The sequence below is a fragment of the Candidatus Saganbacteria bacterium genome, assembly GCA_016223245.1.
In the GTDB taxonomy this organism is placed as follows: Bacteria; Margulisbacteria; WOR-1; order XYC2-FULL-46-14; family XYC2-FULL-37-10; genus JACRPL01.
The window spans coordinates 15,329-32,335 of sequence record JACRPL010000021.1 but is presented as its reverse complement, the minus strand read 5'-3'; the positions used below and the strand labels follow the sequence as shown (position 1 = coordinate 32,335).

21 protein-coding genes and 1 pseudogene are annotated in these 17,007 nt (G+C 43.0%); 1 reads left to right on the top strand and 21 read right to left on the bottom strand.

From position 1 onward, the window contains the following. Window positions 1-20 precede the first annotated feature (20 nt). From HZC34_07430 to HZC34_07380, 11 genes and pseudogenes are all read right to left on the bottom strand, one after another. Window positions 21-1,250: a hypothetical protein gene (locus tag HZC34_07430; protein MBI5701650.1), complete on the bottom strand. Its 1,230-nt coding sequence runs from the start codon at window positions 1,248-1,250 to the stop codon at window positions 21-23. Beyond that, complete coding sequence (locus HZC34_07425; GenBank protein ID MBI5701649.1) at window positions 1,250-1,747, bottom strand: prepilin-type N-terminal cleavage/methylation domain-containing protein; 498 nt, start codon at window positions 1,745-1,747, stop codon at window positions 1,250-1,252. The genes HZC34_07430 and HZC34_07425 overlap by 1 nt, the downstream gene beginning before the upstream one ends. Further along, complete coding sequence (locus HZC34_07420; GenBank protein ID MBI5701648.1) at window positions 1,737-2,147, bottom strand: prepilin-type N-terminal cleavage/methylation domain-containing protein; 411 nt, start codon at window positions 2,145-2,147, stop codon at window positions 1,737-1,739. Before HZC34_07420 ends, HZC34_07425 begins: the two co-directional genes overlap by 11 nt. Beyond that, complete coding sequence (locus HZC34_07415) at window positions 2,144-2,650, bottom strand: prepilin-type N-terminal cleavage/methylation domain-containing protein (protein MBI5701647.1); 507 nt, start codon at window positions 2,648-2,650, stop codon at window positions 2,144-2,146. Before HZC34_07415 ends, HZC34_07420 begins: the two co-directional genes overlap by 4 nt. Before the next feature lie 21 nt (window positions 2,651-2,671). Continuing rightward, window positions 2,672-3,391, bottom strand: a complete 720-nt coding sequence (locus HZC34_07410) for a glycosyltransferase family 2 protein (protein ID MBI5701646.1) — start codon at window positions 3,389-3,391, stop codon at window positions 2,672-2,674. Beyond that, the gene (locus HZC34_07405) at window positions 3,391-4,860 is read right to left on the bottom strand and encodes a glycosyltransferase family 39 protein (protein MBI5701645.1); all 1,470 of its coding nucleotides are present in this window, start codon (window positions 4,858-4,860) and stop codon (window positions 3,391-3,393) included. The genes HZC34_07410 and HZC34_07405 overlap by 1 nt, the downstream gene beginning before the upstream one ends. After that, a complete protein-coding gene (locus HZC34_07400; protein MBI5701644.1) occupies window positions 4,857-7,151 on the bottom strand; it encodes a YfhO family protein in 2,295 nt (764 codons plus the stop codon). Before HZC34_07400 ends, HZC34_07405 begins: the two co-directional genes overlap by 4 nt. A gap of 354 nt (window positions 7,152-7,505) precedes the next feature. Further along, a pseudogene (locus tag HZC34_07395) lies at window positions 7,506-7,601 on the bottom strand (prepilin-type N-terminal cleavage/methylation domain-containing protein). A 73-nt stretch (window positions 7,602-7,674) separates the two neighbouring features. Further along, window positions 7,675-8,892 (bottom strand): type II secretion system F family protein, encoded by a 1,218-nt coding sequence (locus HZC34_07390; GenBank protein MBI5701643.1) that lies wholly within the window; start codon window positions 8,890-8,892, stop codon window positions 7,675-7,677. Between the two features lie 7 nt (window positions 8,893-8,899). Continuing rightward, window positions 8,900-10,570, bottom strand: a complete 1,671-nt coding sequence (tadA, locus tag HZC34_07385; GenBank protein MBI5701642.1) for a Flp pilus assembly complex ATPase component TadA — start codon at window positions 10,568-10,570, stop codon at window positions 8,900-8,902. Further along, window positions 10,570-10,947, bottom strand: coding sequence for a response regulator (locus HZC34_07380; GenBank protein ID MBI5701641.1), 378 nt, complete (start codon window positions 10,945-10,947; stop codon window positions 10,570-10,572). The genes tadA and HZC34_07380 overlap by 1 nt, the downstream gene beginning before the upstream one ends. A gap of 37 nt (window positions 10,948-10,984) precedes the next feature. Here HZC34_07380 and hflX point away from each other — a divergent pair, with 37 nt between their 5' ends. Next, window positions 10,985-12,058 carry a GTPase HflX gene (gene hflX, locus HZC34_07375; GenBank protein MBI5701640.1) on the top strand — a complete coding sequence of 358 codons (1,074 nt, stop codon included), beginning with the start codon at window positions 10,985-10,987 and terminating at the stop codon, window positions 12,056-12,058. On the opposite strand, the gene HZC34_07370 is transcribed toward hflX, so the two are convergent. From HZC34_07370 to HZC34_07325, 10 genes are all read right to left on the bottom strand, one after another. Beyond that, complete coding sequence (locus HZC34_07370; protein MBI5701639.1) at window positions 12,055-12,474, bottom strand: DUF86 domain-containing protein; 420 nt, start codon at window positions 12,472-12,474, stop codon at window positions 12,055-12,057. The two genes, hflX and HZC34_07370, sit on opposite strands and share 4 nt — an antisense overlap. Continuing rightward, a complete protein-coding gene (locus tag HZC34_07365; GenBank protein ID MBI5701638.1) occupies window positions 12,467-12,877 on the bottom strand; it encodes a nucleotidyltransferase domain-containing protein in 411 nt (136 codons plus the stop codon). Before HZC34_07365 ends, HZC34_07370 begins: the two co-directional genes overlap by 8 nt. A 1-nt stretch (window position 12,878) precedes the next feature. Then, window positions 12,879-13,898: a 3-deoxy-7-phosphoheptulonate synthase gene (aroF, locus tag HZC34_07360; protein MBI5701637.1), complete on the bottom strand. Its 1,020-nt coding sequence runs from the start codon at window positions 13,896-13,898 to the stop codon at window positions 12,879-12,881. Then, complete coding sequence (gene aroH / locus HZC34_07355; GenBank protein MBI5701636.1) at window positions 13,895-14,254, bottom strand: chorismate mutase; 360 nt, start codon at window positions 14,252-14,254, stop codon at window positions 13,895-13,897. The genes aroF and aroH overlap by 4 nt, the downstream gene beginning before the upstream one ends. 2 nt (window positions 14,255-14,256) lie before the next feature. Further along, window positions 14,257-14,778 (bottom strand): biotin--[acetyl-CoA-carboxylase] ligase, encoded by a 522-nt coding sequence (locus HZC34_07350; GenBank protein ID MBI5701635.1) that lies wholly within the window; start codon window positions 14,776-14,778, stop codon window positions 14,257-14,259. Next, window positions 14,753-14,983 carry a type II toxin-antitoxin system HicA family toxin gene (locus HZC34_07345; GenBank protein ID MBI5701634.1) on the bottom strand — a complete coding sequence of 77 codons (231 nt, stop codon included), beginning with the start codon at window positions 14,981-14,983 and terminating at the stop codon, window positions 14,753-14,755. Before HZC34_07345 ends, HZC34_07350 begins: the two co-directional genes overlap by 26 nt. Before the next feature lie 12 nt (window positions 14,984-14,995). Beyond that, window positions 14,996-15,244, bottom strand: coding sequence for a type II toxin-antitoxin system HicB family antitoxin (locus tag HZC34_07340; GenBank protein ID MBI5701633.1), 249 nt, complete (start codon window positions 15,242-15,244; stop codon window positions 14,996-14,998). Between the two features lie 145 nt (window positions 15,245-15,389). Then, window positions 15,390-15,608: a type II toxin-antitoxin system RelE/ParE family toxin gene (locus HZC34_07335; GenBank protein ID MBI5701632.1), complete on the bottom strand. Its 219-nt coding sequence runs from the start codon at window positions 15,606-15,608 to the stop codon at window positions 15,390-15,392. Then, window positions 15,595-15,786: a hypothetical protein gene (locus tag HZC34_07330; protein ID MBI5701631.1), complete on the bottom strand. Its 192-nt coding sequence runs from the start codon at window positions 15,784-15,786 to the stop codon at window positions 15,595-15,597. Before HZC34_07330 ends, HZC34_07335 begins: the two co-directional genes overlap by 14 nt. 61 nt (window positions 15,787-15,847) lie before the next feature. After that, window positions 15,848-17,002, bottom strand: a complete 1,155-nt coding sequence (locus HZC34_07325) for a hypothetical protein (GenBank protein MBI5701630.1) — start codon at window positions 17,000-17,002, stop codon at window positions 15,848-15,850. Between the last annotated feature and the right edge of the window lie 5 nt (window positions 17,003-17,007).

Below are 17,007 nucleotides of genomic sequence, written 5' to 3'. Positions count from 1 at the left end.
TATGAAAGGTGGGGTTATTGTCAATAAATTTCCTGCCAAATAGAAATCGTGATCCCCGATCCTCCGCCATCGATCCCCGGCGGCCAATTTGTAGGCAGAACGCTCAGGTCATAGGTTACAGTCGAAGAATTTGAAAAGACCCCCACGGAATCAACAACAATACTGCCCCGGAGATCTGTCGAATTTTGCATATCGATAGATTCGGCATAGATAAGCCCCCTGAACTTGGTTGAATTTACAGAGGTTATTTCATCGTTTGGCGCCAATACGCTCCCATAGAAAAAAGCGGTATTGCTGAAATCTATATCATCGTATGAGAATAACAAATTATTCCCAGGGAAATTAATGCTGTTTTGGATGGCAATGGGCCCTTGGCTTATTATTTCAGTTGTTGCGCCAACCTGTGATGAATTTTGGATCGCGGTTGCCCCGCCAACAATAACTTTTATATTGCTTCCGATAACTGCGGAATTTTGGACGGCAAGGCTTCCTTTTATGACAAGCGTCCCGGGGCCATTTATGCGCGCGCTCCCGCTTAGCACGCCAACCGTGTAATATTTTATTTGGCCGTCCAAATTAAGCACCGATGATCCGCTCAAGACCAGGGCGGAAGTCGCTGATTTTGTCGTTTCAGAAAGCAGGTTATCATAATACGAAGTATCAAAAGATGGAAGGGAGATTGGAGGCACAGGCAGGGGTTCCCACGATGCGCAAGTTGCCGAATTTTGCAGGGTCAAACTATTGCTTGTCATGGTGCCGTTAATAAGCCTTGCCGAATTTTTCATGATAACATCGCCATTGTAATAAAAATCACCACTGATAGTAGCCAAATTTTGTATGGTTAGCGGGCCTCCTCCCTGGTTTCCGGCAAAAAGCCCGAATTCAAACGCAGGAGGGATTGTGCCGCGAATAATGTAGGCTTGGACAGTCCTTGACACTCCCGAGACCAAACCGGCCGATTGGACCGTTATGCTGTCCTGGAGTTTTGAAGAATATGAAATCGTAAATGATCCGGGATTGATATTTTTCGCAAAGTTATTATTGTTCGACCAGTCAAGATCATTTTGCAGGTCGGATGCGATAGCAAATCTAAGCCCGGCATCCGCCAGCTGCAAAGCCGCGAGACCCTTTTGGTCTTTTAATACCTGCAGGCTTTCTCCTGAAAGCAGGGATGCCGCAACAACCCCCAAGATAGAAAAAACAAGGATGACAAAAATTGCAACTACAAGGACAAATCCGTTTTTTTTCATTAATTCCTGATCCTGGCTGATGATTCTAAAATTACAGTCTGGGCATTCTTCACAATGCTTATCTTCACTCTAATAGCCCGTATGCTCAAAACATCAGTTGTCGAGACAGCTGTGCTGTTCAAATAAGTAAATACAAGCCCGGAAGGGGAAACAAGGTCCGATGCCAATACGTCGTTGTTCCTGTACAAAGAGCTCCCTGCCTGTTTGAAATCAATAGTATTGCCGGAAATATCGACAAATTGGCATTCGGACGGCGAGGCGACCAATATTTGTGATGCTCCCCCTGCCCTGCGCAATTCGGTTAATGTCCTGTTGAGCGAATATCTTGCAGACCCGAAAGCGCTTTCCCTTGACTTTACAAACAGCCACGCATCGGTCGCTTTTGCGATAAACACGGCAAAGGAAAAAGAAAAAACTGAAACTATCGTAATGACAATTATCAGTTCGATCAATGTGTAACCTGCCTGCCGGCAGGCAGGGTCTTTTTTAGAAACCATAATTCGTCACCAAATTGACAAGTTCGGCTTGGGCCCCGATCCCGCCCCAAACCCTGACTTTAACCCTCTTATAGGGAGTAGCTTGGGCCGACACGACATCAGGCTCGGATGTCGTAACATAATCAACCGTTATCTGGAACTCAAAATTGCTAAAGGGCGATGCAAAGCTAGTTGCGGCAACAGATGAAATATTGTTGAAATCTTTTGCAACGGTCTCTTCAAGCACCCTGTTTGCAAGAAACGCAGCTTTTGACCAACTTTCGACGTTGATGCTTTTTGGGGCGACAGAAATGAACAGGGAAATTACGGCATAAAACGAGATCGAGACCACAACAATGGAAATAATAAGCTCAATTAATGTAAATCCCTGTCTGCCGGCAGGCGCGGCTCTCTTATTCATTGTATATTAACTCGTCCCGTATTTGGAGTGATCCTTACAGTTTTTGAGTAAGAGCCGGACATAAGAGATATTATCCCTTCGGCCGTGATCAATTGGCCGAGCTTGTCGGAATAAGGCGCGCCAAGCGGGCTGAACTCGACTTTTCTCCCTCCGCCAATATTTACCGAAGAAATAGACGCATTAAAATCCTGCAAAGTATTTACGATAAAATTGCTTCCAAAGCGCGCTGGATCTTCAATTATTGAATCGGCAATCCCGGTTGTAGAATAAATCATATAACGATTTTGAGGATTTGCCTCTATACTTACGCCATACCATGTTGCCGTGCTCATAGACATGCTCTGCGCATATCTGATGTCCGCCGCCAGCTTGCTTGCGGCTCCGTCTATTTTTATGCTGTTTATAAAGTTTGTGTACAGCGATGACCCTAAAACTACAAGCGCAAGGATTGCGATCACAACGACCAATTCGATCATTGTGAAACCGCGGGCTTTTCTGCTCATATTGAGCATTCTAGCCGGAGATCAGATAATTTTCAACAAATATTTCATGCAAACCCAGAGAGTTTGAAGCCCGTAAGTTGTGCTTCTTAAAAAATCAACCGAAGACGCTTCGGGAAAATACCTGCAGGGAACAGGGATCTCGCCGACAGAAAGTTTTACCCTCGCGGCTTTTGCCAACAATTCGGTATCAAAAACAAAATCATCGGAATTATTTGCGAAATCGACCGATTCCAAGGCGTATCTTGAGTATGCCCTAAACCCCGTATGATATTCTGAAAGCCCAAGCCTGAATGTCAAATTTTCGCATAATGTCAAAAAGACATTTGAAATATATTTCCAAATGGGCATCCCACCCGCCAAAGTGTTCATACCGCCGCCCAGAACGCGCGATCCCAGCATGATATCTTTTTCTTTGTTTATGATGGGCTTTACCATTTCAGGGATCTTTGTCGCATCATACTGCCAATCGGGATGGAGCATAACGACAATGTCCGCGCCATGGGCGAGGGCTTCGCGGTAAAGCATTTTTTGGTTGCCGCCGTATCCCAAATTGCGCGGCGTCCTTATTGAATGGATCCCTAACTTGGAAGCGAGCTTTATAGTGCCGTCTTTTGAGCAGTCATCGCCTAGGATCACCTCACCCGCCCACTCTTTTGGGATATCGTTAAAGGTTTTCTCAAGGGTTTTTTCGGCATTATACGCCGGCATGACGACAATAATCTTTGGATTCATCTCATTTATTATAGTTTATAAACAAGGACATTGTCTACTCGCATGTAAGGCGAATAAATTTTTGAAAGGAGGCCGTCTAATGCCTTGTTTGGCGCGGAAAATGGCTCCCTAACAATATAGTCCGGCTTTGAGTTGATAATATTTTTTAAGATCTCATCGTCTCTTTCGGCTTTTTGCATCCAAGGCAGATAGTTGAAATACTTTGTCGGCGACTTCTTGCCCAAATAAAAATATATTTCGGGGTTGGCTGACCATACGAGGATATTATCGCCTGGCTTCAAACTTTTCTTTAATTCTTCCGCCGCATAGAAAGAAGCAACGAACTCCCGGCTCCTGTATTCGCTTGTTGATATCTCATCTTTTGAATATTTTAGATAGAACGGATATTGGAATGCCGCGATATTAATTGACAAGAACAAAAGTATTACCAAGATCGCAGCTTTAGAATAATAGTTGATATTCTCTTTTATTTTTAAAATAGAATACGCGGACAATAAACAAAGTCCCGGCATAAAATGGATAAAATAATGGCCAAAATATCTCCCGGTCAGAAAAACACCGATAAACGGGACGATCAACCAAAATAGAACAAGATTGTTTGTATGCGATCTGTCTTTTTTGACAATAAAGAAAATGCTGGCGATAGAAAGCAACCATAGAGGTCCGTTCTCAAGTTCCATTTGGCTTCTTAAGGCCTGAAAACCGTAGGACAGGTTCGCAATCAATCCGCCTCTAAATGAAGCCGCATATTCCTTGTTCAAGAAAATATTGCAGAATATGGCGTCCTTTAGGTTGCTCGAAAGAAACAGAAAAATTGCAACTAAGATCGGAAAAACGAGGAAACCCGAAAGTAATAAGAATGCTCTTTTAATATTTTTTATATTAAAATGCACATTTTGATAATGATAGTCATTATCATTTAGAATAAATATAAAACAAAACAACACAAAAAAATTCAAAATAGCGCCTTGCTTAATTAAGATCGCGATCCCAGAGAATAAGCCCGATATAAACAAAAGCCATAAATTTTCTTTCCGTTTATATTTCAGAAAAAATAATACTGCCAGAACAAGCGGCAAAACCATAAAAGTTTCTGTATTCGATGTCGATCCTTGTATTAGCGGCCCGCCAGAAAATAAAGCATACAGGAAAGCCGCCAAAGTCCCCAAGCTCTCTGACACCCATAATCTTCCGACAAGAAATATCGCAAGAGTGGTTAAGAGCGAATATAAAAGCGTTGGCAGCCTTATTGCCAGTATTGAGCTTCCAAATAATTTTATGAATGACGCATAAATAAAGTAAATAAGCGGGGGCTTATGGTCGACTGCATCTTTATACATAGCGTCCCCCGCTAGGATCCTTTGCGCGACATATCCGTATGCTCCCTCATCGCGCTCAAGCGGGACATTTAGGAAAGGTATCCTTAACGCAACATGCAGGCTCAAAATAAGCAACAAAAATATTATTGTTTTTTTCAATTGCGCCTTCCTTTTTTTATCATAAAGAATATCAATCCGGAAATTGCAATCAAACTAACAAGCGCGCCAAGTTTAAGCGAAAACGGATCATAATAAAACCGCACAATATGTTCGCCGGCTGGGATCTTTACCGCCCTAAAAATCGGCCTAGCCTTCTTTATTTCAGCTTCCTTGCCGTCAACTGTTGCTTTCCAGCCGGGATAATATGTATCGCTTAAAAGCAGATATGCCGGCTTTTTGGATGATGTTCTCACTTTTAGGCTCTGGTCTTTATATTCAAGTATCTTTGCCGCAGAAGCATTTATGCCTTTTCCAGAAATAAAATCGGGGGAATCTGCCGCGAATGCCCGAGGCAAATATTCCAGGTTTTCATGTAAATATGCGCGGCCAAAAAAATACTCCGTACGGTTCAACAGCTTCAAATTTGGAAAATCCAAAGGGTTTTTTTCGATAATATATTTTATATTTAAAGAATCGAGCACCCTCCTGTCCTTTGAGAGCAGGTCTTTCCATGAAGAAACCGCATAATTCCTATAATCGCTAAGGAGGATCGATTCATATCCGTAAAAATCGGATAATTTATATGGCATCATTTTATTCGCAACCAGCCGGTCTTTTGATTCGATCAGGCCCTTGTCAAAATCAACCCCATAAACCATACGATTGAAAGCTTCAAAGCTTGGGGAATAATAAAAGCGGAAAATCCCTGGATCTGCAGCCAATAGCTTGATATTTGGGGTTATTTTCTCATACACTGACTTGTCGCACGGGAAATTAAGCGAGGAGTTGACAGAAAAAAGATCAAGCAGGCAAACGCCTATTATCAGCAGAAAAAAGAAGCTTTTCCTTAAAAATCCTTTGTAGGCCGCGTAAAATGAAAACGCCGACAAAAAAACAACCAGGCATAAATTCGAAAAACTGACCAGATTGAACTTTATGTTCAAGAGTATCTGCTCAATAATGAACGGCGGCAGGCTTTTATGCTTAGTATAATAATACAGCATTATCCTCGATTGCCCTTTTATTAGCGCAAAATACCCGAACGAAAGCAAAATAAAAGCCGCACCCAATATAATTGATGCATTAAAAAGCCATTTCTTGTCCTGGAACTTTTGTTTCACATATTCAAATCCGAAGCCCGAAAGGATCGAGACCGAAAAAAATGCGATAAAAAGATATTTTACGGGGAAGCGGATCATTGATATGCCGGGGGTTATGCAGTAAAGGAGATGATATAGAGGAGTATAGCTGCCGAATGCCATTAGGATAGAAAAAGCCGCCGAAGCAAGATAAAACTTGCTTTTTCCCCCTTTATTTAATATGCCGATAAATGCGAACATGAGAGGAATAAACCCGATGTATGTTGAAATAAGCCAATCCTGGTTGTGGTTCCCTAAGATGCTTTCTACATAACTTCCAGGCCTCAAGAGATTCCCGTAAAAAAAAGGCAGGATAAAATTCACGATCTCCCTTGGAGGAAGAGATCTCATTGATACCAGGCTGAATTGGGTCAATGTTGTCCTATCAGAATGCAAGACCAACTCGGCGAATGGAATAAATTGTATCGAAACAACACCGATCGTTATTAAACCTGCGATAATGAGAGTTTTTATTACTTTGAAGTAATCTTTTGAAAAAGATAGGCCGTAGAACAGCATTAGCCAGAGAGTCATATATATAATAGTAGGTTCTCCGCCCAGGAACATAAGGGAGAGTACCGAAATCAGAAATCCGAAATTCAAAACACCCCCACTGTCCCTTCGGGACATTTCCCCCTTATCAAGGGGGAGAATGAGAGGGGGTGGATTTATTGCCTTATCCCAAAACAATATAACAAGCGGCAGCCAAATGACGGACGAAAGCGATGTGTTCATGTTGGCGACTGATAAAAGGTATCCGGAAAAAGCGAAAATAATGCCCGAAAAGAACGCAGAAACATTTGAAGCCTTGTAATGCTTCATCAAGAGATACATGAAGCAAGCGGCTAAGAAGTAATGGATGACAATATAGTAATTGAAAGCAAGATCAAAAGGCAATAAATAGTAAATTATGCTTAACGGATAAAAAAAGCATGTTTGAAGCGTCGCAAGCAATGGCATGCCGCAAAATACATAGGGGTTCCAAAGCGGCAAATGGCCGGATCGCACTTGATCCACCATCAAATGCCTTAAGGGATAAAAATACCTGGATAGGTCCTTAAACGCGAAGACTTCGGCCCCGTCCAAAAACCTGAAGAAAAAAACGGCCGTCACAATAAAGAAAGCAATAAAGGGCCAAATATTTTTTTTCATCACTTGTTCGGATTATACCAAAAAATAAGGCCCCGTCAAAACGGAGCCTTATGATGTTTAGCCTATAAATCAATAAGTCGTGTACTGCGAGTTATTTATCCAGACCCTGCCGTTTACCGAATCATATGCCCAGCCCGATCCTGCCGCGATATTTGAAACATCAGCAACAAAAGAAATTGCGCTCGAATTCGAATAAGGCTCGACAGGGATCCTGCTATCCTGGAACATCGAAGCTGTAATTGCCGCTGGGATCAATGGCGTGACATCGTTCGCGGCATTGCTCGCATATGTTACGGCTACTGCCGATCGTATCGATCCTAATGCCCCTTTTGCGGCCGAGTCCTTGGCTTTTGCCTGCAGATCAATAAATCTTGGCAAAACCATTGCGGCTAAAATGCCAAGGATTACGATAACCATGACCAATTCAATTAACGTAAAACCTTTCTTCATTCTTTCACCTCCCGTTTCTTTTAATTATATTTTTACTACAAGCTATTATAAAGAGCCTAAAACTTTTGTCAAGCTACTTTGCGATCTTTATCATGTCCCACATCGGCAAAAAGACTCCCAACGCCAAAACCAGGACAAAAATACCCAGGATCAATATAAGGAACGGTTCAAGAAGAGGGGTCAAGTTTTTTATCGTATAATCCGTATCCCGGTCAAAATAATCCGCAACTTTTGAAAGCATCGATTCAAGCGCCCCTGATTTTTCGCCTATCGCGACCATTTGCACTACAAGCGGAGGGAATACTTTCGCTTCGCGCATGGGCTCCGACAGCCCGCTGCCCTTAATGACCTCGAGCCTGACGCCCTCGACCACTTTTGCGAGAAGCTGATTTTCGATCGTCCCTCCAGTAATTGTGAGGGCCTCTGTTATCGGGATGCCTGATTTAAGCATTGCCCCAAGCATCCGGCAGAACCTCGCCAAGATAAGTTTTTTTAACAGTTGTCCGAATACCGGTATTTTCAATACATTAGTATCGAGCATCATCCTTCCAAATCCCGTGCTAAAAAATCTCCTCAAAAAGTAAACAAAGGCCATGATAATTGCGGCTGAAATGATCCAATAATGAAGCATGAAATAATTCAATCCGATGAGTATTCTTGTAGGAAGAGGCAGATCGATCTTAAAGCTTGAGTAGAGGTCTGAAAATTTTGGGATAACAAGCGTTATAACAACTATGAACGCGGTTATTAGGGCTGCAATTATTATCAGGGGGTAGCGCGTTGCGGATTTTATCTTCTGCGCATTATCAAAGTCCCTTTCCAAAAGCGTCCCCAGCCTATCGAGCACTTCTCCCAATATCCCTGCGCGTTCGCCCGCATGGACCATTGAGATGAACATCTGTGAAAATACATTTTTATGGTTCGAGAGCGCTTCCGAAAAGCTTGATCCCCCTTCTATATCCTGCCTTAAAGCAAAGATCACTTTTTTAAACCTTGGGCTTTGCACCTGCTCGTAGACTGCTGTGAGTGACTCCAAAAGAGGCACACCTGCCGCAAGAATAGATGAAAGCTGCCGGACAAAAACGATCATTTCGTCCTGCCTTACCGGCTGAAAACGGCTTGCAAAGCCTTCGATCACGGAAAATAAAGAGGCTTCCTGTTTTATAATGGTTATCGGCGTATATCCCATTTCGTTTAAACGGGTAGCGGCGGATAAGGATGTCTGCGCTTCCATCGCGCCGCTAACGTCGGCGCCGAATTTGTCCTTGGCCTTATAATTGAATGTTGGCATTTATTATTTAATCGAGTTGTGTTACCCGAAGGACTTCGTCAAGGGTCGTGACCCCCTGTGCTACTTTTAGCAATCCGTCTTCCCTTAAGGTCTTCATCCCGGATTTGATCGCTGCATCTTTTATTTTCGACGTGGATTCGCGCGCAACAACCAGCTCTCTTATCTCTTCTGACATCTCCATTATTTCAAAAATGCTCGTCCGCCCGAGGTAACCTGTTTCGTGGCATGACTTGCATCCTTTCCCATGGTAGAAAACCGGATTCTTGATCTTTATCGCTTCAAATTCTTTTAATTCGGCTTGGGGAAGCTTTATCTCAACTTTACAATTACTGCATATTTTCCGAACAAGCCTCTGGGCCAAGACCGCGGCTGTCGCGGAAGAAGTCAGAAACGGCTCAACGCCCATATCCGTCAACCGCGTGAGCGACCCTGCCGCATCGTTTGTATGAAGCGTTGAAAAGACCAGATGCCCCGTAAGCGCGGCCTCGATCGCAACTCTTGCAGTTTCAAAATCCCTTATCTCTCCTACCAGGATAACATCAGGGTCCTGCCTTAGCATAGAGCGGAGCGCATTCGAAAAGATCATGCCCGCTTTTACATTGACCTGCGCCTGCCTTATTCCTGCAAGCTCGTATTCGACAGGGTCTTCGATCGTCATGATGTTCAATTCAGGAGAATTAATATGGTTTAATGTCGAATAAAGCGTTGTTGTTTTGCCAGACCCTGTCGGCCCCGTGACCAGAATGATCCCGTACGGGCGCCGGACGATAGCTTCAAATTTTTTTAGGTATTCTTGGGAAAAACCGATATCGCTCAATGAAAGCATCGCGCTTTTTTTGTCTAAAAGACGCATCACGACCGCTTCGCCGTAAATTGTCGGATATGTCGAGACGCGTACATCCACTTCCCGCCCTGAAACATCGAAGCTCAACCGTCCGTCCTGCGGGATCCTCGTTTCTGCAATATCTAGGCCGGACATGACCTTGATGCGCGATGCGATCGAAGAATGGAGGTGCGCTGGGGGCGATGAAGATTCATGCAATACTCCGTCGATCCTATACCTTACCCGCACCCTGTTTTCTTCAGGATCAATGTGGATATCAGATGCCCTCTCTTCGATCGCCTGGGCTAAAAGCAGGCTGACAAGCTTTGCGATCGGGGCTTCTTCCGTCAAAGTGATACTTTGGACAGCGCCGCTCGCTTCTGGTTTTCCGACTTCCGACAAAACCTCTTCAAGGCTTCCCGCAACGCCATAATATTGTGAAATAGCAGAATTTATTTCGGACGGCATGGCCGCCATCACCTGGACGTCAAGCCCTGTCTTCTGCCTTATCTCATCGATAGCCTTGATATTAAAAGGATCGACCATGGCGATAGACAATGAATTTTCTACCACAAAAAGGGGTATCACCGAATATTTCTTTGCGGTCTGCGGAGGGATTGATTCGATTATTTTTTGGTCAATTAGATAAGTCGACAAGTTTACATGCGGTATATCCATTTCGTCTTCTAAGAATTTTAGGAGCGCTTTTTCGTCGAGCAGTTTTTTCTTTAATATGACATAAATTAAGGATTCGCCGGACGTTCTGCCTTCTGTGATCGCATTTTTCACCTGGTCTTCTGTTAATAGGCCCGACTTTACAAAAGCGGTCCGCAGGTCTTTCTTTTTTTCGGACATCAATTTTCCTTTTTTTGCGCCAGGACTTCCTTGAGCTTGTTCATCAATTCTTCGGGGTTAAAGGGCTTTGCGATATACGCGTCGGCGCCGACCTCGGCGCCCATCCTTCTCTGGGATTCATCAGATTTTGCCGTCACGATTATTATAGGGATAGATTTGTATTTTTCGTCGAACTTGAGCATTCGGCTGACTTTGTATCCGTCGAGCTTTGGAAGCATGATATCCAAAAGGATCGCATCTGGATGTTCATTTCGAGCCATGTCAAGGCCCTCAATCCCGTCGTACGCGGCTAATACCTCATAGCCTGACGCCTTCAGCCGGATGGAAAGAGCCGAAACCGTGTCTTTTTCGTCCTCAATGATCAATATTTTAGCCATACACGATGATTATATGTTATAATCAAACCATATTCAAATGGAAAAAGCCATCTTGGTCTCCGTAAAGCTCAAATCCGAAAGAATTTCTCTCGACGAATCCCTCAATGAATTAAAACAATTGGCGCGCACGGCGGACGCTTTTGTCCTCGACGTTTTAACGCAGAACAGGGAGCGTCCCGACGTTAAATATTTCTTGGGCGAAGGCAAAGTCAGCGAGCTAAAAGAGCTTTGCGAAAAAAAAGAAGCCGATCTTATCATTTTCGACCATGATATCCACGCCTCCCAGACAAGGAACCTGGAAAATTTCCTCGGAATAAAAGTGATCAACCGTACGGAACTGATCTTGGATATATTCGCACAGCACGCGCATTCGAGGGAAGGAAAACTCCAGGTTGCATTAGCTCAAGCTGAATACAGGTTGACCAGGCTTTCCGGCCACGGGATAGAACTTTCAAGATTAGGCGGGGGCATAGGGACAAGAGGCCCCGGGGAAACAAAACTGGAAGTCGACCGAAGAAGAATTAATGCCGAAATTTCGAAATTAAAGCATGAGTTAAAAAAAGTGAGCGAAAGCCGCAAGCTTTTGCGCCAAAAAAGGAAATCTTCCGAAATTAAAACTATCTCGCTTATAGGTTATACTAACGCGGGCAAATCGACTTTGATGAATATGCTTTCAAAATCGAATTTATTGACGCAGGATAAACTATTCGCGACCCTTGATCCGGTAACACGCAGGATATATCTCCCATCGGGCAAAGTCGCGCTATTGACAGATACTGTCGGCTTTATCAGAAAACTTCCGCACAATTTGGTTTCGGCTTTCCATGCGACGCTGGAAGAAACAATCGAGGCCGATGTCCTGCTTCATGTGGTCGACGCTTCGTCGCCTTATAAAGAAGACCAAATGGAAGCGGTATATGATGTACTTGAGGAACTAAAAATCTATTCGAAGCCGATAATTACTGTCTTTAACAAGATAGATAAATTGGAAAACTTGGCCGCTCTTAAGAAATTCGCGGAAAAATTCAAGCCTTACTCTTTTATTTCCGCTCTTGATAAAGAAAGCCAAACAGAACTCATTACACTACTCGATGAGCAGATTTCGCACTAAACCTTAACATAAGCCGCTAGGCTTTTTGCAAAACTGTTTAGTTTGGAAAGATCGTTTTTGAGATGCTTATAAACCAATTCCCTGTCGATTTTAGCATAACCATGGACTAAAATATTCCTGAAACCGGCTATCCCTTCAAGATCTTTTGCCAATTTTTTGGATATCACTTTGTTTTCGCATAAAATATTTATGATATCGTTGTAATCGCTTGGCAAGCGAAGCCCATAATTACTTATAACTTGCTCCCCCAAACTGAAACAGCATTCGATAGACAAATGCAAATACCTTTCGATAAGGCCATAGACCTGCCAATTATTAACTGCGGATTCTTTATTATGTTTTTGCAGGATCTTTAAGTACTTTAAATATTTGCCTAATTCATCCAAGTGCTTTGCGAAAGTATTTAGATTAAACATTTAAGCCTTTTAAAGCTGTTCGTTTAATAAGAGATTTTGACATGATCTTTTGCAGATAATCCCAGTCAAGATATTCCCTTAATGTCTCAAATAATAGCTGCGCCCTTTTAACCGAGTTATTATCATAAATAAGTTTCCCGTTTTTTATTATTTCATATTTTAATAGCAATGGCGCTTCGTTCAGCAAAACAACGTCGACATGATCGCACGCAGCAGCTCCAACCAATTCTGCCGTTAGTTTCAACTTAATATCAAGATATGAGGATTTCGCTGCCTTTTTAGAAAGAAGCACTCCAAAATCATAATCGCTGATCGGACTAGTTCTCTTTTTTGCCGCCTTAGATCCAAATAAATACACAGCAATAATAGGAAACTTGCTAAATAATTTATTTGTATTTTTCATATCACACTACTCGACCAACAGCTTTCGCAACCGAAGATATCTTCCTCATAAGTTCTTCGAATTTATCCGGCCTTAAAGACTGCGGCCCGTCGGACATCGCATCTTCAGGATTTGGATGAACTTCGATCATAAGGCCATCACATCCCGCGGCAACAGCAGCTTGCGCCATTGGGATAACTAGATCCCATTTGCCCGTGCCATGGCTTGGATCGATAATAACAGGCAAGTGGCTTAATTTTTTGATGACAGGAACCGCCGCCAAGTCCAAAGTGTTTCTCGTATATGTTTCGATAGTCCTGATCCCTCTCTCGCAAAGCATTACATTGTGGTTCCCTTCGGACATAATATATTCCGCGGACATGAGCAATTCTTCGATCGTAGACCCTGATCCTCTTTTGAGAAGAACGGGCTTGCCCGTTTTTCCGACTTCTTTTAACAATGAAAAGTTCTGCATATTCCTTGCGCCGATCTGAACAATGTCGGAATATTTGGCGACCAAAGCTACTTCTCTTGTATCCATGGCTTCGGTAACTATCGGAAGCCCTGTTTTATCACGGGCTTCGGCCAAAAGTTTGAGGCCTTCTTCCCCCATTCCTTGAAAGCTGTAAGGTGAAGTTCTTGGCTTAAAAGCCCCGCCTCGCAGCGCGCGCGCCCCTGCTTTTTTAACAGCGATAGCGGTCTCGATTATTTGCTCGCGGCTTTCGACCGAACACGGCCCTGCCATAACAAATATCGGATGCTTAGACCCCACAAAAACATCTTTTGTGATCTTGATCTGTGAATCTTCGACTTTAAACTCGCGGCTAACAAGTTTATAAGGCTTCCTGATCGGAACAATTTCTGAAACTCCGGGAAGCATTTGGATCGTTTCAAGCTCGATAGCGCTCTTGTCGCCGATCGCACCTATAACCGTACGTTCAATCCCCTTGCTTATATGGGTGCCGAACCCGTGTTTTTTTAATTTTTCAACGATGTGGCTTATCTGCTCTTCGGTCGCCGTAGGCTTCATTATAATAATCATTCTTCAAGATCCTCCCTCAATGTAATAGCGCCCTCAAGGTAGATATTTTTAATATCTTTCTGCTGCTTGTCGCTGTTAAGCAGTATAAGCGCCCTGATGCATCTTTTTAGGCTTTGCGGAACGCTTATTTCGCAAGCGCAGAGCAATGGGACATTCACCCAGCCCATAAGCCTAGCCGCTTTTGCGGGAAACTCGGCATCAAGGTCTGAAGTTGAAGTGAAAAATGCTGAAGCGATGTCATGGATAGAAATGCTATTAGCCTTAATGATCTCTTTCAATAGCTTTTCAGTAGCGGAGAGTATTTCCTCCACAGAATTTTTTTTGACTGTAATCGCTCCACGGATACCGCGCAACATGATTAAATTATACCATATTTTTCGTAAAACTTATCCAGAAATTCGCTTAGGAACCAATTGAGGTCTGTTTTTTTCCCAGTTTGAAGCAGGGTTGAGGTTGCGTTAAGACCAGTCGGAAATCCAGAAATATTGAGATTGATACCTATCCCGATAAGAAGAGCCTTACTTATTTTTTCGGTTAATATCCCGCAGATCTTTTTTCCGTTGACCAGAACATCGTTCGGTAGTTTTATTTCGGCCTGTAAATGATATTTTTCCAATAGATCTACAATAACATCGGCGGTCATTTTTGTGATAAAAAGAAGATCAGAGATTTCTTTGTTCGGCTTGAGGATGATCGAAAAATAAAGCCCGCCAACTGGTGAAAACCAAGAACTCCCGGGCTTACCCCTGCCCTTAGTTTGCTCTTCAGCAAGGATCACTGTCCCTTCTTCGGCAGAATCGGCAATACGCCGAGCCTCGTCCTGGGTGGAATTGATTTGTTGGAAATGCTTTAATTTATAATAAATCGATGAATTCTTCAATGGTCATATCTGCTTGTTTTATGATGCTAAACAAAGTGCCGCGCTTAATATCTTTTGATCCATGGATAGGAACCGGGACAATTTTATTTGACGATGGATTTTTTAAAATGCAATGGCTGCCGGTAGTTCTTCTCTCAACAAAACCTGCTTTTTTAAGGGCCCTTACAACTTCTTTCCCTTTGAGGCTGGGCAATTTATGATTCATAAAATATTCAAGTTACGCTGAGATCGGAACAAGTATTGTTGTTTCAATGTGTTCATCGCTTTCGATCGGAATTGGCTCATTATCTTCTTTTAAAACGGCAATATAACCTTTTATGGCATCTTTTGCCATAGCTTTTGCTTCTTCAAAAGTTTCCCCTTGAGTAACGCAGCCAGGCAAAGCCGGGATAGTCACCACATATCCTCCCTCTTCTGCCGGTTCAAAAACAGCGCTGTATTTAAAGATTTTTGTATGCTTTTTCATTTTAATCCACCTCGATTGTAATTATATCACACTCTGAGACTAGTTAGGAACCTGCGAGTGAACCCTGCCTGCCGGTAGGCACGGCTCGCGGTTCCTAAAATCTACGAGGAAACCGCGACGCTTGTCCCGATTCCCACATCGGGATTTAGTCGCTGGTTTCTGAGTTGCTAACCGGTCTCATCCTGTAATTTCCAACCCTTAACCTATAACTGTTTTCGCTTCCTTTTATCTTTACGCTTTGTGTTGACCGTGGATTTTCCGCTAAGTTTTCTACCTTAGAAAAAATCCCAGCAACGAAACTCTTGTCGATCTTTTTCAGGTCTTTAAGGGCGGATTTCTTAAATTCTACATTATAAGAGGCCACTGCGCTTCAAGCTCCTCTTAACCGATATAAGAGGAATTGTTTTATCTTTTTTTCTATCGGCGATCGTATATAGATCCTCCAAATCCTCCAGCAGTTCTTCATAAGTCCTCACATTCAAGATCACGGCTTCTTTTTGTCCTTTTTCATTTGTAATATATTTTTCTTTTAATTTAGACATTTTTATCCACCTCGATTGTAATTATATCACACTCTATCGCCACCCGCCGCGCTTCGTCCTGTTATTGTGTCCACCAGACATCATTTTTATAATCTGCGCCGCCTGATCCGCCGCCGATCACCCATAATTTGCTGTTGAAATCTACTGCGCCTAAAAATTGGCGTACATCCGAATTTATTGCTGACGTGGCTTCCGTCCAAGTAAGGCCATCGCTTGAATACCAAACATCTTTTTTGTTGCCGGATCCACCAATCACCCACATTTTGCTGTCAAAAGTAACCGCAGTATGGCCATACCTTGCACTAAAGCCAGCTCTGGAAGTAACTGACGTCCATGTTATTCCGTCGTCCGAAGACCAAACATCGTTTGTAGTCACACCCGTTGTATTTCCTCCAATTACCCACATCTTACTATTAAATACAACGCTTGCATGTGCACCCCTGCCGGTAAATGCTGCATTTGCTGTTGCCTGCGTCCATGTTATTCCATCAGTTGAATACCATACGTCATTTTTAGCTGGGGTGCCATAACCCCCTATTACCCACATTTTATTATTAAAAACAATCATTGAATGCAAACCTCTATTCCCAAAAGCCGCTTCAGCAGTCGCTTGCGTCCAAGTGATTCCATCGGATGAAGACCAAACATTTTTGGCGTAGGAACCTGCATTATACCCGCCAGATACCCACATTTTACCTTCAAACGATACTGCACCAAAACTGCTTCGAGCTGGGAAAACATCAGTTGCTGACTGCGTCCATGTTGTCCCATCAGAAGAATTCCAAACATCTGATACTAAAGAACCATTGGCTGTCCCACAGAGTACCCACATCTTGTTGCTAAAAACCAATGCCGAATGGCCTTCACGCGAGGTAAAATCCGCACTCGCAGTTGCCTGAGTCCATAAAGAACCTTGTAGTGTTGTTGTCGTTGTACTTGTAGTTGTAGTAGTACTTGTTGATGTTGATGTTGATGTTGATGTTGATGTTGATGTTGATGTTGATGTTGATGTTGATGTTGATGTTGATGTTGATGTTGATGTTGTACTCGTACTTACCGTAGTTGAACTAGTGGTCGTAGCTGTACTTATTGTAGTAGTAGTTGTTGTTGTTGCAATTTTCTCGCCACAACCCGCTATGAGAACAGAAATCCCAAATCCAAAAATCAAAATTCCAATAAAGATCCAAACACCAAATAAAAAAAACCAATTTTTCATATCAT